Origin of the sequence: Psychromonas ossibalaenae ATCC BAA-1528 (genome assembly GCF_000381745.1) — a bacterium.
GTDB classification, from domain to species: Bacteria; Pseudomonadota; Gammaproteobacteria; order Enterobacterales; family Psychromonadaceae; genus Psychromonas; species Psychromonas ossibalaenae.
Genome location: NZ_KB906996.1, coordinates 28,238 through 49,201, shown reverse-complemented (window position 1 = coordinate 49,201; position 20,964 = coordinate 28,238). Strand labels below are relative to the sequence as shown.

Genomic DNA, 20,964 nt, shown 5'->3' with positions numbered 1-20,964 from the left:
AATTATTTAACAAAGAAATGGAGTGAAAATGAAGCCCTTAAATTTTAAAACGGCTCAAAAATGTGCAGTTGGAATATTGTGTTCCGCAGTAATGTGGCCTGCCGTCGTTAACAGTCAGTCTCTGGAGCAGGCAGTTGCTTTTTCATTGGACACTCACCCGGAACTACGGGCTGCTTATACACGTTTTAAAGTGAAAGAAAAACAGGTTGAGCAGGCTGAAGCCGGTTATCTACCTTCGGTTGATCTGACCGGGGGTTATGGTTATGAATACACAGATAGCCCTGGTACGCGTCGAGATGGTGGTGATAATGACAATACTGAAAGCATGATGCGCCGTGAGCTGGGTGTCAGCCTTAATCAGAGTCTTTTCAGCGGTTTTCATACCAGCAGTGAAGTTAAACGCACTAGTTATGCAACAAGTGCTGAGCAGTGGCGCTTACATGCGCTTGCAGAAGATTTAGCGTTAGAAATCAGTAAAGTTTATGTAGATCTGATCAAAGCTGAAAAGCTAGTGGCTCTTTCTGAAAAAAACCTGGCTTCGCATGAGGAGATTTACCAGCAGATTAAAGAACGCACAGATTCTGGAATTGGAAGTCGAGCTGATTTATCACAAATCAACGGCCGTCTTGCAAAAGCCCAGTCAAATTTAATTGCTGCAAAAAATAACTATCTGGACAGTAAAACTAAGTTTTACCGTGTAGTTGATCAGAGCCCGGATAATTTAGTTATTCCATACCCTGATTCAACGTTCCTGCCGGAAAGTAAAGAAGTTGGGCTGGAAACTGCGCTGGCTAATCATCCGGTTATCAAATCAGCAGGTAATGATATTCAGTCATCGATTGCGCAGTACGATTCTGCTAAATCAAATTATTATCCAAAGGTGTCGCTGGAGCTTAATGCTAACTTTAACGATAACCTTGACGGAGAAGACGGCAGCGGTACACCGGATGTAGGCGGTGAAAATAATGATGTTGTTGCTATGGTGCGTTTTTCTTATAATATTTTTTCTGGTGGTAAAGACGAGGCCTACGCCAAAGAAACGGCTTATAAGATGAGTGAAGCAAAAGAGCTTAACCGTGGTGTTCACCGTCAGGTGAAAGAAGGTTTTATTCTTTCCTGGGATGCTTATGAACAGCTGAACCTGCAGAAGAAATATATCAAAATGCACGTGATTGCATCAAAAGATACCCAGTCTGATTATCAGCAGCAGTTTCAGATCGGCCAGCGTAGTTTATTAGATCTGTTAGATACTGAAAATGAACTGTTCCAGGCGAGAAGAGATTTTTTAGATGCTGAATTTACAGAAATTACAGCGCAATACCGTATTATGCATTCTATGGGACTGCTGCTTACAGCCCTAAGAGTTACCCGGCCAGAGGCGTGGCATGGAGAAGAGCAGTTTGAAGGAGGAGTTTCGCAATGAGAGTTTTAATGAGTGTTTTTGTCGCCCTGTTTGTTTCCGCCTGCTCTGTGCAGGTTGTTGAAATGTCGCCGGAGCCGACAACACAGGTATTTGATTTAAATGATGTTGAAAGTGACGGTGTTATTAATGCAAGAGATGAATGTCCAGATACATTTAGCGGAGCACAGGTTAATAACTCTGGATGTGGTGCAGAATTAGTTGAAAAAGTACGTCGTAAATTACTCGTTAATTTTGCAAATAACTCCTATGTTGTTGCTCCCGAGTTTTTACCTGAAGTTGAAGCGCTGGCTGATTTCATGAAAGCCTATCCATCAACTAATGTGATCATTGAAGGTCATACAAGTATTCGAGGCAGCCGTCAGCTTAATAAAAAATTGTCACAAAACCGTGCCCAGGCGATTAAAGACATACTAGTCACTCAATTTGCTATTGAGGAAGATAGGGTGGAGGCAGTAGGTTATGGATTTGACCGCTTATTATTAGAAGGTGATGACGACTACATACATGCGCGTAACCGCCGAATTGTTGCTGAAATCAGCAGTGAAAAGTCGATGAAAGATATGAAATGGACAATTTATAGTGTTGACCAGCTGGCTGAGTGATCCTGCGCTTTATGAACTATAAAAGCAGAAAAGTTATTTTAACTTTGTTAACCACCTTAATACTATTTTTAGGTGGTTCTCTGCTTTATGTGCATGCCCAGTCAAAAATGAATAATCAGAAGATAATCAATGCCCTGGTCAGAAATTATGGTGAACGGGCAGGAAAAAGAGGTCAGGCCTGGTTAAATATCATGGCGCAGTATCAGGAAGTCAGTGAAGCAGAGAGATTATTTAAAGTAAATAATTTTTTTAATATGCTGTTTTTTATTGATGATATTAAACTTTGGGGTGAAAAAAATTACTGGGCAACGCCGGTTGAGTTTATCGGTGTTAACGGCGGAGACTGTGAAGACTTTGCTATCGCTAAATATTTCACCCTGCTTGAACTGGGAGTGCCGGATGAAAAAATGCGCATTACTATGGTAAAGGCGGTGACGCTTAATCAATACCATATGGTTTTAGCTTATTATAAGACGCCTGGTTCTATTCCTATCATTTTAGATAATATCGACGGCATTATTAAACCTGCAACACAGCGTAAAGATCTTATCCCTATATACAGCTTTAACGGTAAACAACTCTGGCTAAATAAAGAAAAAGGCCAGGGGGTTGTTGCAGGTAAATCAGAGCGTCTGGAGCGCTGGACTAATTTGAATCAACGAATGGGGGCCTCAAATATGAAGCAGCCAAAGTTGAGAATGGAGTAACATATTTATGACCTTGTTTAATCAGATAAACTCATTATTGTTCGGACTGTTTTTACTGGTAATGTCCAGTCTGCTTTATTTTCAGTTTACTGAAACCAAAGACTTTATGGTTAATCAGATGGAGTCAGATCTGAATAATGCCAGTACATCCTTAAGTTTAATGCTTAAACCGCATTTAGAAACGGGTGATATGGCGACAGCTGAAACTTTAGTTAACGTCATCTTTGAAGGCGGTTTTTACCGTAAAGTAAGTCTTACCTGGCTGGCTGATCAACAGGAGCAGGTCTGGGAAAATCCAATTGTTATTTCGGATGTACCGCAATGGTTTACTGATTTAGATCTTTTTGATGTGCAGTCAAAAGAGACTGTGATCACTTCCGGATGGCTGCAGTTAGCAACACTAAAAATTGAATCAAATCCGGCAATTGGCTACCGTGAATTGTGGCGGATAATGAATGATACCGCGATGATTCTTTCGGCTCTTTTCCTTATCTCAATTTTATTACTGCACGTTCGTTTAAAAGCAATTCTAAAACCTTTACACGAAGTGGCGGTTCATGCTCGCGAGATTGCCGAGCGTAAATTTAATCCGGATATGCCGCTGCCTAAAACCACTGAGTTAAGCGATGTTGTCGGGGCAATTAATTCTATGTCGCGCCAGCTGAAGCAGGTTTTTGGTGCACTGGATAATGAAGTTAGCACTTTAAAACACGATAAATTCTTTGATGCTGTTTCACAGCTTCCAAACCGCCAATACCTGGTTGGACAGCTAAACAGCTGGCTGGCGGGGCCTGGGTTCGGTGGGCTTTTATTAGCTAAGCTTGACTGGCTGGAAGATATTCACAGCAAGTATGGTTTTCAGGTGCGTGATGAGACCATCCGGGTACTGGCAAAACAGATGCAGGAGACGCTGCCTCAGCACGAAGAATGCATTATTGCGCGTATTTCTAATACCGAATTTGTTTTTCTGGTGACTAAAGGTGAGCACGAGCAGATTACTGAATATCTGCAGTCATTGATCCGCCTGATCAACCAGGAAATGTTAAAAGCGGGCTGCGAACCGAACCGGGATTTTGCAATCGGTGTTACTGAACGAACTGTAAAAGTTACCCGTGCCGAGCTATTATCACAGGCAGACAATGCGCTTCAGAACGCAATATCACAGAATAAAGTCAGCAGCTGGTTCCATGTTAATGAACAGCAGGAGTTCAGCCGCGAAGAGTGGCGCACTCGTCTGACCAATGCTATCAGCAATAACCAGTTCCTGCTCCAGTGGCAGCCGATTCAGCTCACTGAAACAGATAAAGTTATGCAGCGTGAAATTTACTGTCGTCTGCAGATTGAGAATGAAATTGTCAAAGCCGGCGAGTTTATGCCTTATATCGAACGTTTATCGTTAGGTAAACAGCTTGACTGCTGCCTGCTGGAGTCGATAGTTGCGCAGAATATTCTTAACCTTCACAGCGAACCTGTTGCGGTTAACCTGGCTCGTGAAAGTTTAACTGATCCTGAGTTCCATACCTGGCTGGCTTCATATCTGCAGCAGCTTACTTCTCCAGAGTTAGTCCATTTTGAAATTCCGGAGTCAGGTATCACCGGCAATCTGCAGGCGAGTATTGATCTTTGTGAAATTATAAAACAGGGCGGTGCTAAATTTGGTGTGGATAACTGCGGCAGACAGATGGGCTCATTAAATTATCTGCAGGTACTAAAACCACATTATATTAAGCTGGACCTTTCATTGTCTGCTTATGATCATGAAGAGCATGAGGAAAATCAGCAGAATCTGGAACTTTGTCGTGCACTGGTTAATATTGCACGCGGCTTGGAAATTCAAGTGATTATTACCGGTATCGAAGATCAAGAGCATCTGGCTGCGGTGAAACCGCTTAGAACAGACGGTTACCAGGGTTATATCGCACCACCTGTTGATATTCAACGTGTTTCACGAAAGTAAGTGATTACACTTTAGTGCTGCGAAGTTATTAGAAGAATTGATTAATCATAAAAATCGATGCAGAAATGTTTAGTTTAAGCTTTGTGCATCGTTTTTACTGTTATTTCCAGCGGGTGCTGCTCTGTTCTTAATACAGTCAGTCGACATATTATTTATCCACTCTTTTCCTTGCTAATACCTGATCACTTCACTAATTCCTTTGGTATAATTTATCCATCTATTTTGTTTATATTTTCTTAAAGGTGATTTGATGAGCGATAATACTGAAATTAATTACGGCCCTTTAGCTGGTTTAATTGGAGTCTGGTCAGGTAATAAAGGAACAGATTTGGCGCCTGAGCCGGACGGCACCGAGACCAATGAATATTATGAAACGATTACTTTTACTGAGGCTGGAGATGTTTCTAATGCTGAAGAGCAGGTGATCAGTGCTGTTCATTATATGCAGAAGGTGCAGCGTATCAGTAACGATAAAGTTATTCACCAGGAAACAGGTTACTGGATGTGGGAGCAGGACAGCAACCGGGTTATGCATTCATTAACTATCCCGCGCGGTATGGCTGTACTGGCCGGCGGCAGCTTCAAAGAACAAGAAAATATTACTTTTGATGTGCAGGCCAGTATCGATTCAAAGGACTGGCAGCTGATTCAGTCACCGTTTATGCGCGAAAAAGCGAAACTGCAGCAGTATGTTCAGCAGGTTATCTTAGAAAAAAACAGCTTGTCTTATAGACAGACAATGGTGCTGGATATTTACGGTCGAGTGTTTGATCATACTGATCAGAATACATTACAGCGTCGATAATTCTGCGACTTTAGCTGTTTAAATAAAAAGCCTGCTTTGATCTACTGTCAAAGCAGGCTTTTCAGTTATTATACTAATCTGCTTAATATTCTGATCTGTTTTAGGAAGTGAGGCTTTAGCCTCGCCTCTTGTATTGCGCGGTTAAAGCCACACTTCCAAATAAAAAAACAGACCAATTAGTTTGGCGAATTGGTATTACAGTGCCGTTTCTAAAATAGCACGTGCTTTGATCAGATCATTTTTGCCATGCTCACCTAATGCTGTCATGCCATGTGCTTCCAGGCTGTTGAGCAGCACTTCAATTGAACTGATATCCAGATCAACTTCGCTCAGTGTTGTCGGAACCCCCATCGATTTGAAAAATGCGATTGTACTGCCGATAGCCTGCTCAATACGCTCCTCAGTTGAGCCTTCATTAATACCGAAAATGCGTTGTGCATATTGTAATAATTTAGCTTCTTTTTCAACGCGGCAGACGTCCATTACAGCAGGTAATACAATGCTCAGGCTGCGTGCATGGTCGATGCCGAAATTACCGGTAAGCTCATGACCTATCATATGAGATGTCCAGTCGTTAGGAACACCTGCGCCGATTAAACCATTTAAGGCCTGCGTTGCACTCCACATTATATTGGCGCGTACTTCTAAATCGTCAGGTGTTCTAAGCACCTTTGGTCCTTCTTCGATCAGGTTGAGTAATAATGCTTCGGCAAAGCGGTCCTGAACTTTCGCATTAACCGGATAAGTTAGGTACTGCTCCATGACATGTACAAAGGCATCCACAACACCATTTGCGCTTTGACGGGCCGATAAACTCAGGGTGGTTGTCGGGTCTAAAACGGCAAAAGCGGGACGTACTAACGGAGAGCCGAATCCGAGTTTATCCTGACCTCGGGTGATCACTGCGCCGCCGTTACTTTCTGAGCCGGTTGCCGGCAGTGTTAAAACAGAGCCAAGGGGCAGTGCCGTATCCACCGGCGCGTATTTAGAAACGATATCCCAGGGATCGTTACCTTTGAAGCAGGCTGCCGCCGCGATAAATTTTGTACCGTCAATAACCGAACCGCCGCCGACTGCAAGCAGATAATCAAAACCTTCATTGTTAATTTTTTCAACGGCTTTCATTAATGTATCGTATTGCGGATTTGGTTCAATGCCGGAAAACTCATCCCAGTCATGATCTGTTAATGCAGTTTGGACCTGTTCATAAACACCATTATTTTTGATGGATCCGCCGCCGTAAAGTACTAATACTTTTTTATTTTGTGGAATTTCTGAAGCAATTGCGCTGATCTGACCTTCACCAAAATGAATACGGGTATTGTTATAAAAGGTAAAATTGTTCATGGGGCTCTCCAGTTATTGAGAATGTAATGCCAGCCATATTGATTCTAGAGGCTGTATACTATGCTTACATTAAAGCATGTTTCCATGATAAATCATCGACTTTAGCTTCATTGCTGTGACAAATTAGCGACCGATGCTGCATTTACTGCAGGGAAGGTGCGCAGTAAAAGGGGCGCTGTCTGTGGATATAGATAATCCGTGCTGAAAAACAGCGCGGATTGCTGGTAAGCTATCAGCAGTAGAAAGGCATAACCACTTAGAATATAGGCGGTTATGCCTGCTGTTTATAACGCAATATTGATACCCAGACGGACTGCATAATCATTTTTATGCTCGCCGCTGTCATTTACATAGGTTTGATCAACGGAAACTAGTTCCAGATAAGGCGTCCAGGAATCATCCATGTTTTTACTAATCACAATGGTGTGCTCCCAGTAATCATCACCACCGGTCCCCTGATCTACGCCGTCTTGAAAACGATAACGCGGGTTATACATAAGTCCCCAGTCGGCAATGCTTTTTGCCACCCAGATATCAAACTGATGGGATGAATCGCGTGTTGTACCGGAGCCGTCCAGGAATGTTTTGCCGTTAGCATCATTTGAATAGTTAAAACGGTAGCGGGCGCTGAAATCAATACCGTTAGCAAAGGTTGTACCTGTTTTTACATAAGGACGGTAATCTGTGCGGTCTTTTGTGGTTACCACAACTAATGCTGGTGCTATATACCAGTCTTCAGTTACATTAAACTGATACCTGCCTTCAAACTCCTGTGCGCTGCCGATCAGGCCGTTTTTTTCATCATCAGCAGCATCATTACCGCCAAAATAGCTGTCACCATGATTTTGAGCTGCTTCTGCACTGAAATAGAATCCATTGTCAAAAGTGTGCATGAATTTCACGCGGCTGTCTTTATTTTCGGAAGTGGTGTTGTAACCAAAACGTACATCAAGATTGGTTTGACCTGCGGCGGCCGGCAGGCTTAGGAGAGCACTCAGAGCTGCGCATCCAGCTGTTTTTAGTTTCATTATTCTACCCTTGTAAATAATCATCTTAGTCAGTTCAAGTGAACCGTTTTATGTGTCGCGAGGATTATAGGAAAGGCAGAATATTTATTAAAAGGTATCGTAGAACATTCGCTGTATGGTGGTACTAGTGTGCACTGTCTCAATGAATACAGTTAAAAAACTTGCCGCCGCGTTTTCTCTGTGCTGACAACAACGGCGTATGCATAAGCTCTATACTATCGTCTTAATATATGTTCGCCAATTTTATCGACGATTTCCAGAATATCGATCTGGCTTTCCCGTCCGTACACCGAAGTACCGTCTATCTGCCGGGTTAAATCAATATTTAGACGGCTGATTTTACTGAGTGTCGAGCTTTGATGAGAAACAGAAATTACAGTCATTTCTTTGCGTTTGGCATTGTGAGTCATATCAATAACGGCATCGGTTTCCCCTGATTTGCTGATCACCAGAAGCGTTCCTTTGTTGGCACTGCTGAGCTGATGAATATCCGTGATCACTAGATGCGGAATATTAGCCAGAGAAAGAAAACGTGATAAGTAATTTACGCTGACCAGCGAAGCACCGCGGGAGTATAAATAAACAACCTGTGCCGATTTCAGTGCCTGTGCAGTTTTAGCTATTTTATCTTCACTTTCTTCCTGATCTGTCTGCGGCTCAGTCTGCCGGTGTGTTTCATTAATTAAATCTCCCGCTAGTTTATAACGAAGCTCTGTGTAGCTGCTGTAGCCCATTTTCTTACAGACACGGTTAACCGATGTTGTTGTTGTGAGCGCTTTAGCCGCCACCTGCTTGGCTGAAATATCAGTTAAGACTGATGCATGGCTGATAATAAACTCATATATATGACGTTCAGTGCCTTTAAAGGTATTCATTTAGCGTTTTCTATCCTGATTAAGAGATGAATATTAAGCGGTATTTATTACTGCAATGCTACGATCAAGATCATTAAAAGAAAGATTTAAAACGTCAGCGCCGGCAGAATGCGCTGCGTATCACCATACACTTAATGTATGAGGAAACGATTCCCATCGTTATATTTCATTTTATACTGGGCGCACTCAAAGCAGAGGATCTGAATATGACCAAGAAAAAACTGGTGGCTGTAACAGCCTGCCCGACGGGTATTGCACATACGTTTATGGCTGCCAAAAAAATAAAAAGCTGGGCGGAAAAGCACGGCTTTGAAGTAAAAGTTGAAACGCAGGGCAGTGACGGCGTTAAAAACAGACTGACGGCAAATGATATTGCAACAGCAGATGCTGTGGTGCTGGCAATTGATGTGCCTATTATGGAAATGGAACGTTTTGATAACAGCAAGCCGCTGAAGGTACGTACCCAAGAACTGATAAAACGTGCCGAAGAACTGCTGCCGGCCGCTATGAAGCAGGGTAAAGATAAATCCGAAGCTGCCGCTGTCTATGAAGAAGAGCGTTCGGCATATCAAGTGTTTATCGGACACATAATGACAGGTATCAGTTACATGCTGCCGGTTGTTGTGCTGGGTGGACTGCTGATGGCTGTCGCTAAGATAACCGGCGAGTTTATCGATATCAGCGGCACACCTTTTGAAACACTGGATCGTTTAGGCTTTATGACCATGAAGTTTATGTATCCGATATTTGCCGGGTACCTTGCTTATTCGATAGCTGGGAAACCTGCACTGATACCGGCCTTTATCGGCGGAGTAATGTCCGATGAAGTATATAAACGCTTTTTTGGTATTGAAACCTGGGCACCCTCCGGTTTCTTCGGTGCGATTGCGATTGGTTTTCTAGTCGGTTATTTAGTGCGTTATCTCAATGATACTATTAAAGTAAAAACGGAATTAACCACTTTAAAAACAATGCTCCTGGTACCGCTGGTCAGCGGCGTAGTGATGGTATTGACCATGGAATATGCAATTAATCCGTTCTTCGGCGCGCTTAACCAAAGCATGATCACTTTATTCACTGAAGCGGGTAATGCCGGACGAGGCGTGTACTCTATGGTGATTGCTGCAGGTACTGCGTTTGATCTGGGCGGGCCGGTTAATAAAGCAGCCGGCTCAGTAGCGCTCGGTCTTAATGGTATGAGTGACTCTTTTGACCTGATAGCCCGTGAATTAGGCATTGTTATTCCACCGATAGGTGTTGGTTTAGCCGCCATGCTTGACGGACGTTTTCGTCCTCGTGTTTTCAGCAGTGAAGAGCAGACAGTGGGTAAAACATCATTACTGCTTGGTTTAATCGGTATTTCTGAAGGTGCGATTCCGTTTATTCTTAAAAACCCTAAGATGATCCCGATAATGATCCTCGGTGCGGTTCTTGGTACGCAGGCGGCCGTTCTGATGGGCGTTATGCAGAGCTTACCGTTACCTGCTGTGTGGGGCTGGTTCCTGTCCTCAGATCCTGTCAATTATACCCTGTCCGTTATTATCGGCTCCAGTTTTGTTGCAGTTGCACTTCTTTACTGTACTAAACCGGCTTCATCTCAAGCCTAATATTCGCAATAGCGTCTGGACTGCTGTTAATACAGTCCAGATGACTTATCAGTAATCAAAGAGAAATCAATATGACAAAAATTCATGTTATCCCGCATACACACTGGGATCGGGAGTGGTATTTTACCCAGCAGGACAGTGATGTGTTAGCTGCTTATAACTTTACCAAAGTGATTGAAACACTGGAAAAGCAGGCTGACTACAGCTGTTATCATTTAGACGGTCAGTCTGCAATCGTTGAAGATTATCTGAAAATACTGCCGCATATGCGTGAGCGTATGGCAAAACTTGTTCGTGATAAACGCCTGTTCATCGGCCCCTGGTATACGCAGACAGATACATTTAATGTTGCCGGTGAGTCAATTATTCGTAATCTTAAATACGGAATGCATATTGCTGAAGAGATGGGACACTGCATGATGGTGGGTTATCTGCCGGATACCTTTGGTCATAATGCACAAATGCCGACTTTGTTCCAAGGTTTTGGTATCGATAATATCGTTTTCTGGCGCGGCATTGATTATGACTCTCAGGTTGAGCGATCTAATTTCTTCTGGCAGTCACCTGGCGGAGACCGAATTACCGCTTATAACCTGGTTTACGGTTACGGTGCGGCAAAAAATATTACGGCTTCGCCGAGCCACCTGGATAATAAGATTTTTCCAATGGTAGAAAAAATAAAAGCCCTGTCCGGTCTAGATGAAGTGTTAATTCCCAGCGGCGGCGATCAGGTAAATATTGATCCTGAACTGCCGGAAACCCTGCGAAAAGCCACGCAGCGCAGTCCGCAGGAGGATTTGTACTGCATCTCTTCAATGGAAAATTATGTTGATTATCTGCATCGCAGCAGCGATGGTTTTGAAACCTATCAGGGCGAGTTTAAAACGCCGCGTTATACACGCATTCATAAAACTATCGGATCTGTTCGTTACGATATTAAAAAACTCAACTTTGAAATAGAACAGTTTTTACTGAAAAAACTCGAACTGCTTAGTGCTATAGCTAAAGCTCATGATATCGAAGTACATACCGAACTTTTAGATATTGCATGGAAGAAAATTATTGAATGTCATGCACATGACAGTATCGGCGGCTGCAACAGTGATGCTACCAATGCAGACATTGTGCATCGTTTAAAACAGGCTGAACAGATCTGCCATGGGTTATATAACCTGATCATCAAAAATATTGCCGCGCAGGTATGTGATGAAGATGAACTGATGATTTTTAATAACCGCTTAACTCCTTTTAACGGCATTGTTGATGCTGTTGTTTTTAGTCAACATGAAGCGGTTGAAATTCTTCATCAAGGAACTGTTTTACCGTCAGAGCTTGTTAAACGTGAAAAACTTGATGGTGGTAAGGTCATAGAAAGTACTAAAGATGGTGAGAAAGAGGTTGATGTGCCTGCCTATTACCGTTTTACCTTAAAAGTCCGTGTAACTGAATTACCAGCAGTGGGTTACTGTACTTATCAGGTAATAAAAGCAGATACAAAGCAGGAGCAGCCGAAAAGCATCAGTGCTGTGATTGATAATGACTTTCTCTCTTTACGTTTAGAAAACGGCTGTTTAGCAGTAACTGAAAAGTGTACCGGTCGGGTGATTGATAAATTAATTCATTTTGAAAACCAGGCGGATGACGGTGATTCCTATGACTTTTCCCCCTTAGCCGGGGACGCCGCGCTTTACTCTGATGCCTTTGAGTTATTGGAAACTCAGAAAGGTGAGCTTTGCCAGCAGATGAAACTGCGCTGCACTATGTCTGTGCCGGCTGATTTAGAGGAGCGTCGTTTAGGCCAGAGCAGCCGCTGTCTTTCCTTTATTGTTACTTTGACATTAACAGTAGAACAGCAGAACCTTCTGGTTGATATCAGTACCTGTAATCAGGTTAAAGATCATCGTGTGCGTGTTGTGATCAACTCAGACATCTGTACCGATAAATCCATCAGCACCCAGCCGTTTGCTTTAATGGAGCATGCTGTTGCGCCGAATATTGAAGGCTGGCAGACAGATTATCGCGAATGTCCGATCGATATAGAAACAACCGAAGGTATCGTTGCACTTGCTCAATCTGGGCGTGCTCTTATCCTTAACGGACGGGGGTTAAAAGAGTTCCAGATTTTGAAAAGTGCAGATACCGATCAGATCGCTTTTACGCTGTTTAAATCAACGGGTGTGCTGGGTAAAGATGATCTGTTATGGCGTCCTGGGCGTGCTTCAGGTATTAATAATACTGTGGTGCATACGCCCGATGCGCAGCTGCAGCAGAGCATGAATTTCAGCTTTTCGCTGGCGTTAACGACACAAGCCTCTCATCAGGTTATTCGAGAGATAGAAACTGAGTATCTGAACCAGCCGTTTTGTTATCAGAAACAGAGCCTTAATAGTTTTGAAAACCGCTTAGAGCGTTTTCAGGTATCATTTGATAAAAAGACAATGGCGAAATCTTTCAGCTTATTTTCACTGTCGCAGGCTTTACAGTTATCGAGTATTTCACACTCTTTTTATCATAAAGATGTGTTGTTATTACGTTTATACAATCCGACTAACAAAGCGATACAGCTGGATCTGAACCAGTTTAACCACTTTGCAGAGGTCAGTATTGTTAATTATCGTGAGCAGACTATTGAAAATGCCGATGCGCAGGTAACACCGAATAACACTGTTGATCTGCGTTTACTGATTAAAGGGCAGTGTCATGTTTAAAAATCAAATCAGAGAGAAAGTAACACTCCTTTATGGTCAGGAACAGGCTGATTCGATTTGTGAATCTATCTTGATCTTAATCGAAAAATGGCAGGGCAAAACACCTGTTTATCAGAACTGGGTGGATCAGACAAGCAGTTACCTGATCACCTATGGCGATAGTATTTCACAGCAGGGAAAAGCTCCGTTAGCGACGCTGAAAACCTTTGCTGATAAACATCTCAAAGGCGTGCTTAGCAATATTCATATTCTGCCGATGTTTCCATATACTTCAGATGACGGTTTCAGCGTAGTGGATTACCGCGCAGTAGACAGTGCTCTGGGGGACTGGAGTGATCTGAATGCGCTTGCTGCAAACTTTGATCTGATGTACGACTGTGTGATTAACCATATATCAAAAAGCAGTGACTGGTTTCAGGGTTATTTAGCGGGGGAAGAGTCTTATCAGGATTATTTTATCAGCAGCGATCCGGCTGTCGATCATTCCAGTGTCACGCGGCCGCGTGCTTTTCCGCTGTTAACGCCTTTTACCAAAGCAGATGGTGAAACGGTGCATATCTGGACGACCTTTTCAGAAGATCAGATTGATATTAACTTCAGCAGTCCGAAAGTGCTGCTGGAAAGTATCGATATTCTGCTTATGTATGCAGCCAACGGCGGCCGCTCGATTCGTCTTGATGCGATAGGTTTTATCTGGAAAGTACTGGGCAGCAGCTGTATTCATCTGCCGCAGGCGCATGAAATCATTAAGTTATGGCGTCTTATTTTAGATCATACGGCAAAAGGCTGCCTGCTGATCACGGAAACAAATGTACCGCATCCGGAAAATATTTCTTACTTTGGTGAAGCTGATGAGGCCCATATGGTTTATCAGTTTCCGCTGCCGCCGTTAACCCTGCATGCTTTTTTAAGCCAGGACAGCCGCGTGTTAACTAAATGGGCTGAAGGGTTAACCTTTGAGGCGAATGCCAATTTACAAGCCGCTTCAAAAACCACATATTTTAATTTTTTAGCAAGCCACGACGGCATCGGAGTGCGTCCGACAGAGGGCATTCTGAAGGACACTGATCGACAGATGATGTGCCGGGAAGTAGAGCGAAAAGGAGGGCGGGTAAATTATAAAAATAACAGCGACGGTTCACAGTCACCCTACGAGTTAAATATTAACTATTTAAGCGCACTTACAGAGCCCGCTGACAGCAGACAGGAAAAAGCCGCTAAATTTTTAGCCGCTCAGTCACTGCTGCTGTCGTTTATCGGTGTCCCGGCTGTTTATTACCATAGCCTGTTAGGCAGTGAGAATGATATTCAGGGCATGCTGGAGTCTGGAATAAATCGACGTATCAACAGGGAAAAACTTGATTTATCAGTACTTGAAAGTGAACTGATGGAAGAAGGCAGTTTACGCAATATTATCTGTACTGAACTGACTCGTTTGTTGCAGTTGAGAAGCTTAGAAACTGCGTTTTCTCCACAATCCAAGCAGCAGATATTGAATCTTTCTTCCGGGCTGTTTGCACTTATTCGCGGAGAGGGAGAACAGGCGGTCACTTATGTGATGAACCTGACGGAGCAGGATCAGCAGGTCAGTCTGCCGTATAGTGGTTATGATCTGGTCAGCCGTAGAAAACTTAAATCTGAATTTACACTCGCCGCCTACCAGTTTGTCTGGTTAAAACATCATTAAGAAGGGCATAAAATGAAATTATCTGAATTAACTACACCTGATCTGATCATGCTTGATGTTGAGTTCAGCAGCCGCATTGAAGCAATTGAAGCTTTGACCGATAAACTGACAGAGTCAGGTAAATTAAGCGACAGGCAGCAGTTTCTTGATGCTGTTATGAAGCGTGAAGAAGAAGGTCCGACGGCTCTTGGGGAATATCTTGCTGTGCCTCATGGTAAATCTGAAGCGGTAAGAGCGCCGGTTTTTGCCTGTGCACTGTTGAAAAGTGAGCTGCCGTGGCAGGGATTAGACGGTGATGAACCCGTTAATATGATTTTTCTGTTAGCGATACCGCCCGCACAAGCCGGTTCAACGCATATGGCATTATTAACAACATTGACCTCGTCATTAGTGGATGATGACTTTCGAGAGCGCCTTTTAGAAAGTAAAAATGCACAGCAGGTAATGGATCTGTTTTCCGGCGGCCAGGACAGTGAAGAGAGCTGTGGCAGTGTTGAAAGCGACAGTAACGAAGCGGATCCAGCTGCACCCAATGAGGAGGTTCAAGCTGCGGATCTGAGTGATAAAGCCTATCCTGTGTTCGTTTTAGGCGGTTTAGCATTAGTTGTTCTGATGTTCTTCATGCTTTAAACGCTGTTTATTAAAAGAGCAGCTTATGCGTGCACTTTAGGTGTACAGGGTAAGCTGCTTTATCGATTTATGCTCGTATTATATCTATAGGTAAGTAGCCGGTAGTGTTAATAGATTGACAATGTATAGAATTATTCTTCTCAAGGTTTCCTTTAATAACCCGGCCCTCTTACTTTTATTTTTATATCACTGCACCTGTTTTCTTAAGTACATTCATCGACTTATTATTTTTGTATAAATTTATACAACTCATTAGTTGATTTAATTTTTAGTCTATTATGAACCTTAGATGGTTAATACATATAATCGGATGACTAATAAGCCGTTATTCGCAGATGTTCTCACGAGATCAACGTATATTAGAGGTACTAATATGATCCGCAGCACTGAGCAGTTTAAAAAAGATGCTTATCGTGGCACCGGGCACGTTAAGAGCAAAGAACTAAAGGATGTTTTCAAGAAGCTGCAGCTGCACCACAGCAGGTCAGCTGTATGCTCTGCATTGAGTAATCACCTGTTAATTGATTTACGCGATTCAGTAATCAACTGGTCAATAAAGCACCCTAAAGAGTTTGCTTCTCGCCACGGGCCGGAACTTGCGCATGAAGTGATGGCCGAGCTAACTTTGAGCAGTGCGGAGCACCTCCAGCTGCGGGACGGGGATATCCTTTTTCGCTGGGTTCCTCGTGGTATCGATCAGCGGGGAGCTCTTCAAACTACTATTTCCGCAGCCCAGGACTTACAGGATTTCAGGCACCGTCAGCTCCCCAACCAAGAAATTAATATAGGATGTTCCACCATGGTCCTGCAGCATGTAGGTATTTATAGCAATGGGTCTGTCATTGAAATTGGTTCTATGGGCTTGGTGAAAACCCCTGTACATAAAAGGGAGCATTATGATCTGGTTCTACGCAGCAGGCACTATGGTCCGCGTATTGCTGAAACTGCAGAAAAAGCAAAATCAGCCCGTTTTGGGCTGCGGGATCATAAAATTGATTTCCTCGTTAAATATCCCGTATGGGATTTAGCCACAGTAGCGATTATTCCGCATGCAGGATCCGTGTTACTGGGCCCTGTCTCGGCCTCGGGGCAGCCCCAGGTCCAGACCAAGACCCAGTTTGATCTGCAGTCAGATGACCGTCGCCATCAGAAGAAGGGGCAGAGCAATGTTCTGCAGCAGCGGGTAGTCTGCTCCCATTTCGTGAATGCCGTTCTGTACGCTTCCGTCAAGCAGGAAGGAACTCTGGCAGCGGCAACGATGCATGCCCATGACAAAATATTCAAAATCGGGCCGGCTCAGATGTGGAAAGAGTTTATGGAGAAACAAGGGCTCTGGGGGCTGCTCGGTGCTTTTTTTGTCGGTGTTCAGCACAAAGGCCGTCTCGATCGAAATATAGATCCTCGTGCGCTGGGCGTGGGTCTGAAAATGCCTGCAGTTCCTAAAAAAGCAGGTCGTCCGCCGTTACCTGTGCGGCCAGGGCCGCAGATGCTATAAAGCAGGAATAAAGAAGCAAAACAGATGTGGAACGTTATCTGCGTTCTGCCTCTATGATTTTTGCATGCTCAGCTGTCGCTGTTTATCTATATCTGCCAGCTAGCTTTATCTGATTGTGTTCTAATACCAATCGGAATAAATAGCTGATCAGTTTTACTGGTTAAAACAGCTTATTTCTTCGTTGTAAATTTCGTAAAGGGAACAACCATTTACATCAATTTACGCCTTGAACTAAGCAGTTTTTCCTACGCAAAAAGTAGATCACATACTTAATCCGATTGGTATAATATACTTTTTATACGGATTTGGTTTTGGTGTAAATTGATAGTTTTTTATGGCAGATACTAACAGCAACAATTAAAGGATTATTTGTCGTGCTGATTCAAAATAGAAACAATGCTAATAGGTTACTCAAAAATACAGTCTGTTTTTGTCTGTTTTATGCATCAAGCTGTCTTTATGCACAGGAAAATAATGGTGAGGAGGGGCCTTATCAAGTCAAGCCAACTAACTCTGCATGGGAAGAAAAACAGATAACTCCGAGCTTTTATGACAGCCCCTATCGGGTGTCATTGTTTAATGCCGAGAATGGAGAAGATTCAGATCGTTTACTTTCGCAGACTTACTCGATATTTGGTTATGGCTTTGCGGTGATCGGTGCTTTAGCATTAATGCCGGAATCGGTGACAAACTGGGATGATTCTAGTCGTGACAATAACTTAGGTGCAAAATGGCTTGAGAATGTTAAAGCAGGTCCTGTCTGGGATCGTGATGACTGGTATATTAATGTTGTCGGTCACGGATATTTTGGCGGGGTATATTACCAGGCAGCACGTAAATCAGGATATCGTCAATGGGATGCATTTTTATATTCATTTATGATGTCTACATTTTATTGGGAATACGGTATTGAAGCATTTGCCGAAGTTCCATCCATTCAAGATTTAGTCGTTACCCCAGTTCTTGGCTGGGCATACGGGGAATGGGCTTTTAATACAGAAAAAGAAATCTGGGCTAACGGCGGCACAGTGTTAGGCTCGGAAGCATTAGGCAATACATCGTTGTTTTTACTTGATCCGGTGGACTCTCTTGGGCGCAATTTCAATTACCTGGTTGGTCAGGATATTATTAAAGCAGGTACGGGATATTTTACTTATCAGCAGGTGAAATCACCTTACGATGAAACTGTCGATAATCAGGTGGGTTTTACAGTCCGTTATATGTACGGCTCAGGAGACAGCAAAGCATTACCTGGTATAAGTGGTAAAAGCAGAGAAAGATCTTCGTATACAAACAGTCCAGTTGATCCCGTTGATACCGGTATTATCGGTTTTAGTGTTGGTGGTGTTTATGTGAACCCCGATAACAGCTGGGGATTAACGGATGATTATGGTTACCAGTGGTCACTGGGTTTATATTTCACTCGACGTTTTTCTACACGTTTAAACTACAGCACTGCAGATTTAAAAGGTAAACAAAGCGATCAAACTGTTAAGTATGAAAACTATGGTTTAGACATGCTGTATTATCTGTATGCTGAATCAGACTTGAGGCCTTTTCTTACTGCGGGTATTGGGGAAATCATGTTTGATGAAGATCGAGATGATAAAACTTTCCAAATCAATGCGGGCTTAGGTTTACACTATAAATTAGATAATAACTGGGCGCTTGAAGCTGGCTGGTCTAATTATTACAGTACCAGCACTAATACCAGAGAAAGCCAGATAAGTACTTCACTTATTTATCGTTTCGGCAGAGGAGAGTGGTCTTTATAAAGTAGATAAGGGGCTGCTGTGCCCTCCTTATATAATGACTGGGGAGCAAAATTTTTCCTTAATACTGTGAATGTCTGCTTGCCCATTTTTGACTTTTGAGCAGTTAACTTATCTGGTCGAGTATTAATTTATACTCTGAAAGCTAAAAACGCCGATAAAATAATTGCGTTTTTAGAGCAATAAAACAATGACCAGATGACTGTTTATTGACAAAAAACACAAACTTTGCAGATATTCTTTGAAAAATAAGTACATACCGTTGTATGGTTGGTATTATTTACTTCTAAAATCATTTAAGTCCTTAACTATAAGTTAAACGCTTAAATGCGAAGAAGTCTGATTATCTGTTATAAGTAAATTATGAATATTTCTCAGAAAGAAAAAAAGCTGTTTGAAGCCTGGTCATTTGACCGAAAAAAGTTTGTTTTAGATGGTGTGGTAGATGAAGATAAATTTGCACAATTAACCCCCTCCATATGTTTTGTCCTAAAAGATGTAAACGGCAAGAAAGACGACTGCCGGGATTTACGAAGTTTTCTCAAAGAAGGTGCTAAAGAACCGCTCTGGGATAATATTTCCAGATGGACGCACGGCATCCGTCATCTTCAGGATGATATTGAATGGTCAGAATACCAGTCGATAAACAAAGAGTTCCGCATTAAAGAATTAAATTATATTGCCGCATTTAACCTAAAGAAATCCTCTGGTACAACCCCTGCACACAACTCAAATGATATGCTTGAGCAGAGCAGGCTGCTTATTAAGAAGCAGTTCGAATTGTATTCTGCAGACATTACAGTCTGCTGCGGTACCGGCGGACAGTTGAAGTGGGCGCTTGGCCTTGAAAATACGCCGTGGCAGGTAACCAGCAGGGGAGTTCAATATCTGGAATATAGTTCCGGTAAGTTTATCGTTTCTTATTTACATCCGGCCACCCGCATTAAAGATAGTTTCTTACATTACGCACTGTTGGATGCGGTACGAGAAATTTACTTGTAACAAACGTCATCGCATGCATAAAAGCCCGGCTGTATCTAATTTGTTTTAGTGTGCCGCTGGCCGGTTTGTTATTTTTCTGAACTGGTCAGCGAACAGATGTGCGCCGTTTCTCTCACTGTAGATATTTTTGCTTTATCTTCTCGTACCTGCCGTTTTTTTTCATTTTGATCAGGGATGCTGTAAATTTTTCTACTAACGTATCTGATGTTGCTGAACTAAAAGCCACGTATAAATCAGAAGATATTTCATCTAGAAAATAGGCTTTTTCAAGGTTAGATATATCAAGTTCGCCTATATTTGCCAGATAGACTAAAACAATTTCATTAGAAAAAGGCAGCAGATCAATCCTGCCGGCAAGGAGTTTGCGGAGGTTTTGAATATCTTTGGGAACGACTTGAATATTTTTAAATCCTTGAGCAACAAGGTAATGGTGTTTCATGTCCATATTAGTGACACCTATTCTATATTTTTTTGCATCATCAAGGCTCTGGATAACAATGTCTTTTCGAGACTTTAATTTCCAGAAATTTACGTCATTGGGCACTATTTTACCTATCCATTTAAATTGTTTTTCTCGTTCAGGTGTTCTTAACAGGTTATAGATGAGCACATTATCCTCTCTTAATGCGCTCTGATAAGCTCTGGCCCATGGGTACATGAAAATTTCTATGCTGATACCTGCCGTTTCAGCCATCTCTCGGACTATTTCTGTAGACATTCCAACAATCCGGCCGTTAATAAGCATCTGAAAAGGGGGGAAATTAGTTGTGACGGCTTTTACCTGCTGTGCTTTTCCTGGGTCTGCTGATAATCCAATCAATAAAATTAATAATATACTTTTCAGTGCCGCCATTTTGTTACCCGTTATATATTCAGCATAGAAATAAACATACAGTTGTAATGGACTCTTCCTGTTTAGAAAATTATGGGACTGTTGAGTTTAAAACGCAATTATCTAAGCGTTCAGATGTTTGTTTGCGGCGCGGTGTAACGGTTGTTTTCCTACGATGCTCATGCTTTTTTTTTCAATGGTTCAGTATTTCCGACTAAAGAATCAGTTAGCAGGCACTCATGTTTTCTAAAAGTCAAATATTCATGACCAGGATCACAAGTAATAATGCGCGCCGCAAATAAAGCTGAGCTAAATATTCTTATGATGCTATAAATTAAATCCGCAAGTGCTTAAATATTGACCTGATGGTTTTATTCTGCTGTTTTATAAGGCGATACAAATGTCTTATACAACAAATAAAACTGCTGAATGTAAAAGCTCCGGCTGGTATGAGCCTGCCGGAAATGATGGAACATGCCGCCTTCGG

At 42.5% G+C, this 20,964-nt stretch carries 16 protein-coding genes; 12 read left to right on the top strand and 4 right to left on the bottom strand.

Translation table 11 applies throughout. The annotated features are described in order from the left end of the window. Positions 1–28: 28 nt before the first annotated feature. The 5 genes from G327_RS0114730 (at position 29) to G327_RS0114710 (ending at position 5,494) form a co-directional block, all read left to right on the top strand. A complete protein-coding gene (locus G327_RS0114730; protein ID WP_019615563.1) occupies positions 29–1,423 on the top strand; it encodes a TolC family outer membrane protein in 1,395 nt (464 codons plus the stop codon). Next, positions 1,420–2,025, top strand: a complete 606-nt coding sequence (locus tag G327_RS0114725; protein WP_019615562.1) for an OmpA family protein — start codon at positions 1,420–1,422, stop codon at positions 2,023–2,025. Before G327_RS0114730 ends, G327_RS0114725 begins: the two co-directional genes overlap by 4 nt. Before the next feature lie 11 nt (positions 2,026–2,036). Beyond that, on the top strand, positions 2,037–2,732 hold the full coding sequence (locus tag G327_RS0114720) for a transglutaminase-like cysteine peptidase (protein WP_026339373.1): 696 nt from the start codon (positions 2,037–2,039) through the stop codon (positions 2,730–2,732). A 7-nt stretch (positions 2,733–2,739) separates the two neighbouring features. Then, positions 2,740–4,689, top strand: coding sequence for a bifunctional diguanylate cyclase/phosphodiesterase (locus tag G327_RS0114715; protein ID WP_019615560.1), 1,950 nt, complete (start codon positions 2,740–2,742; stop codon positions 4,687–4,689). Positions 4,690–4,939: 250 nt separating this feature from the next. After that, a complete protein-coding gene (locus tag G327_RS0114710) occupies positions 4,940–5,494 on the top strand; it encodes a heme-binding beta-barrel domain-containing protein (RefSeq protein ID WP_019615559.1) in 555 nt (184 codons plus the stop codon). A 195-nt stretch (positions 5,495–5,689) separates the two neighbouring features. On the opposite strand, the gene G327_RS0114705 is transcribed toward G327_RS0114710, so the two are convergent. The 3 genes from G327_RS0114705 to G327_RS0114695 form a co-directional block, all read right to left on the bottom strand. Then, on the bottom strand, positions 5,690–6,841 hold the full coding sequence (locus G327_RS0114705) for an iron-containing alcohol dehydrogenase (RefSeq protein WP_019615558.1): 1,152 nt from the start codon (positions 6,839–6,841) through the stop codon (positions 5,690–5,692). A 284-nt stretch (positions 6,842–7,125) separates the two neighbouring features. Further along, a complete protein-coding gene (locus G327_RS0114700) occupies positions 7,126–7,869 on the bottom strand; it encodes an oligogalacturonate-specific porin KdgM family protein (RefSeq protein ID WP_019615557.1) in 744 nt (247 codons plus the stop codon). A 215-nt stretch (positions 7,870–8,084) separates the two neighbouring features. After that, positions 8,085–8,744: a MurR/RpiR family transcriptional regulator gene (locus G327_RS0114695; protein ID WP_019615556.1), complete on the bottom strand. Its 660-nt coding sequence runs from the start codon at positions 8,742–8,744 to the stop codon at positions 8,085–8,087. 206 nt (positions 8,745–8,950) lie between these two features. Between G327_RS0114695 and G327_RS0114690 the strand changes: the two genes are divergently transcribed. The 7 genes from G327_RS0114690 to G327_RS0114660 all read left to right on the top strand — a co-directional run bounded on the left by G327_RS0114690 (position 8,951) and on the right by G327_RS0114660 (position 19,645). Further along, positions 8,951–10,351 (top strand): PTS fructose transporter subunit IIC, encoded by a 1,401-nt coding sequence (locus G327_RS0114690; protein ID WP_019615555.1) that lies wholly within the window; start codon positions 8,951–8,953, stop codon positions 10,349–10,351. Between the two features lie 71 nt (positions 10,352–10,422). Further along, positions 10,423–13,059 (top strand): glycoside hydrolase family 38 N-terminal domain-containing protein, encoded by a 2,637-nt coding sequence (locus tag G327_RS0114685; RefSeq protein WP_019615554.1) that lies wholly within the window; start codon positions 10,423–10,425, stop codon positions 13,057–13,059. Further along, positions 13,052–14,746, top strand: a complete 1,695-nt coding sequence (locus G327_RS0114680) for a sugar phosphorylase (protein ID WP_019615553.1) — start codon at positions 13,052–13,054, stop codon at positions 14,744–14,746. Before G327_RS0114685 ends, G327_RS0114680 begins: the two co-directional genes overlap by 8 nt. 12 nt (positions 14,747–14,758) lie before the next feature. Then, complete coding sequence (locus tag G327_RS0114675; protein WP_019615552.1) at positions 14,759–15,376, top strand: fructose PTS transporter subunit IIA; 618 nt, start codon at positions 14,759–14,761, stop codon at positions 15,374–15,376. A gap of 373 nt (positions 15,377–15,749) precedes the next feature. Further along, positions 15,750–16,871 (top strand): hypothetical protein, encoded by a 1,122-nt coding sequence (locus G327_RS0114670; protein WP_019615551.1) that lies wholly within the window; start codon positions 15,750–15,752, stop codon positions 16,869–16,871. A 374-nt stretch (positions 16,872–17,245) separates the two neighbouring features. After that, entirely contained in the window at positions 17,246–18,646 is a 1,401-nt protein-coding gene (locus G327_RS0114665; protein ID WP_019615550.1) for a DUF3943 domain-containing protein, read from the top strand. A gap of 360 nt (positions 18,647–19,006) precedes the next feature. Beyond that, a complete protein-coding gene (locus G327_RS0114660) occupies positions 19,007–19,645 on the top strand; it encodes a hypothetical protein (protein WP_019615549.1) in 639 nt (212 codons plus the stop codon). 112 nt (positions 19,646–19,757) lie between these two features. Here the strand turns inward: G327_RS0114660 and G327_RS0114655 are convergent, their stop codons facing one another. Then, on the bottom strand, positions 19,758–20,498 hold the full coding sequence (locus G327_RS0114655; protein WP_019615548.1) for a substrate-binding periplasmic protein: 741 nt from the start codon (positions 20,496–20,498) through the stop codon (positions 19,758–19,760). Positions 20,499–20,964 lie beyond the last annotated feature (466 nt).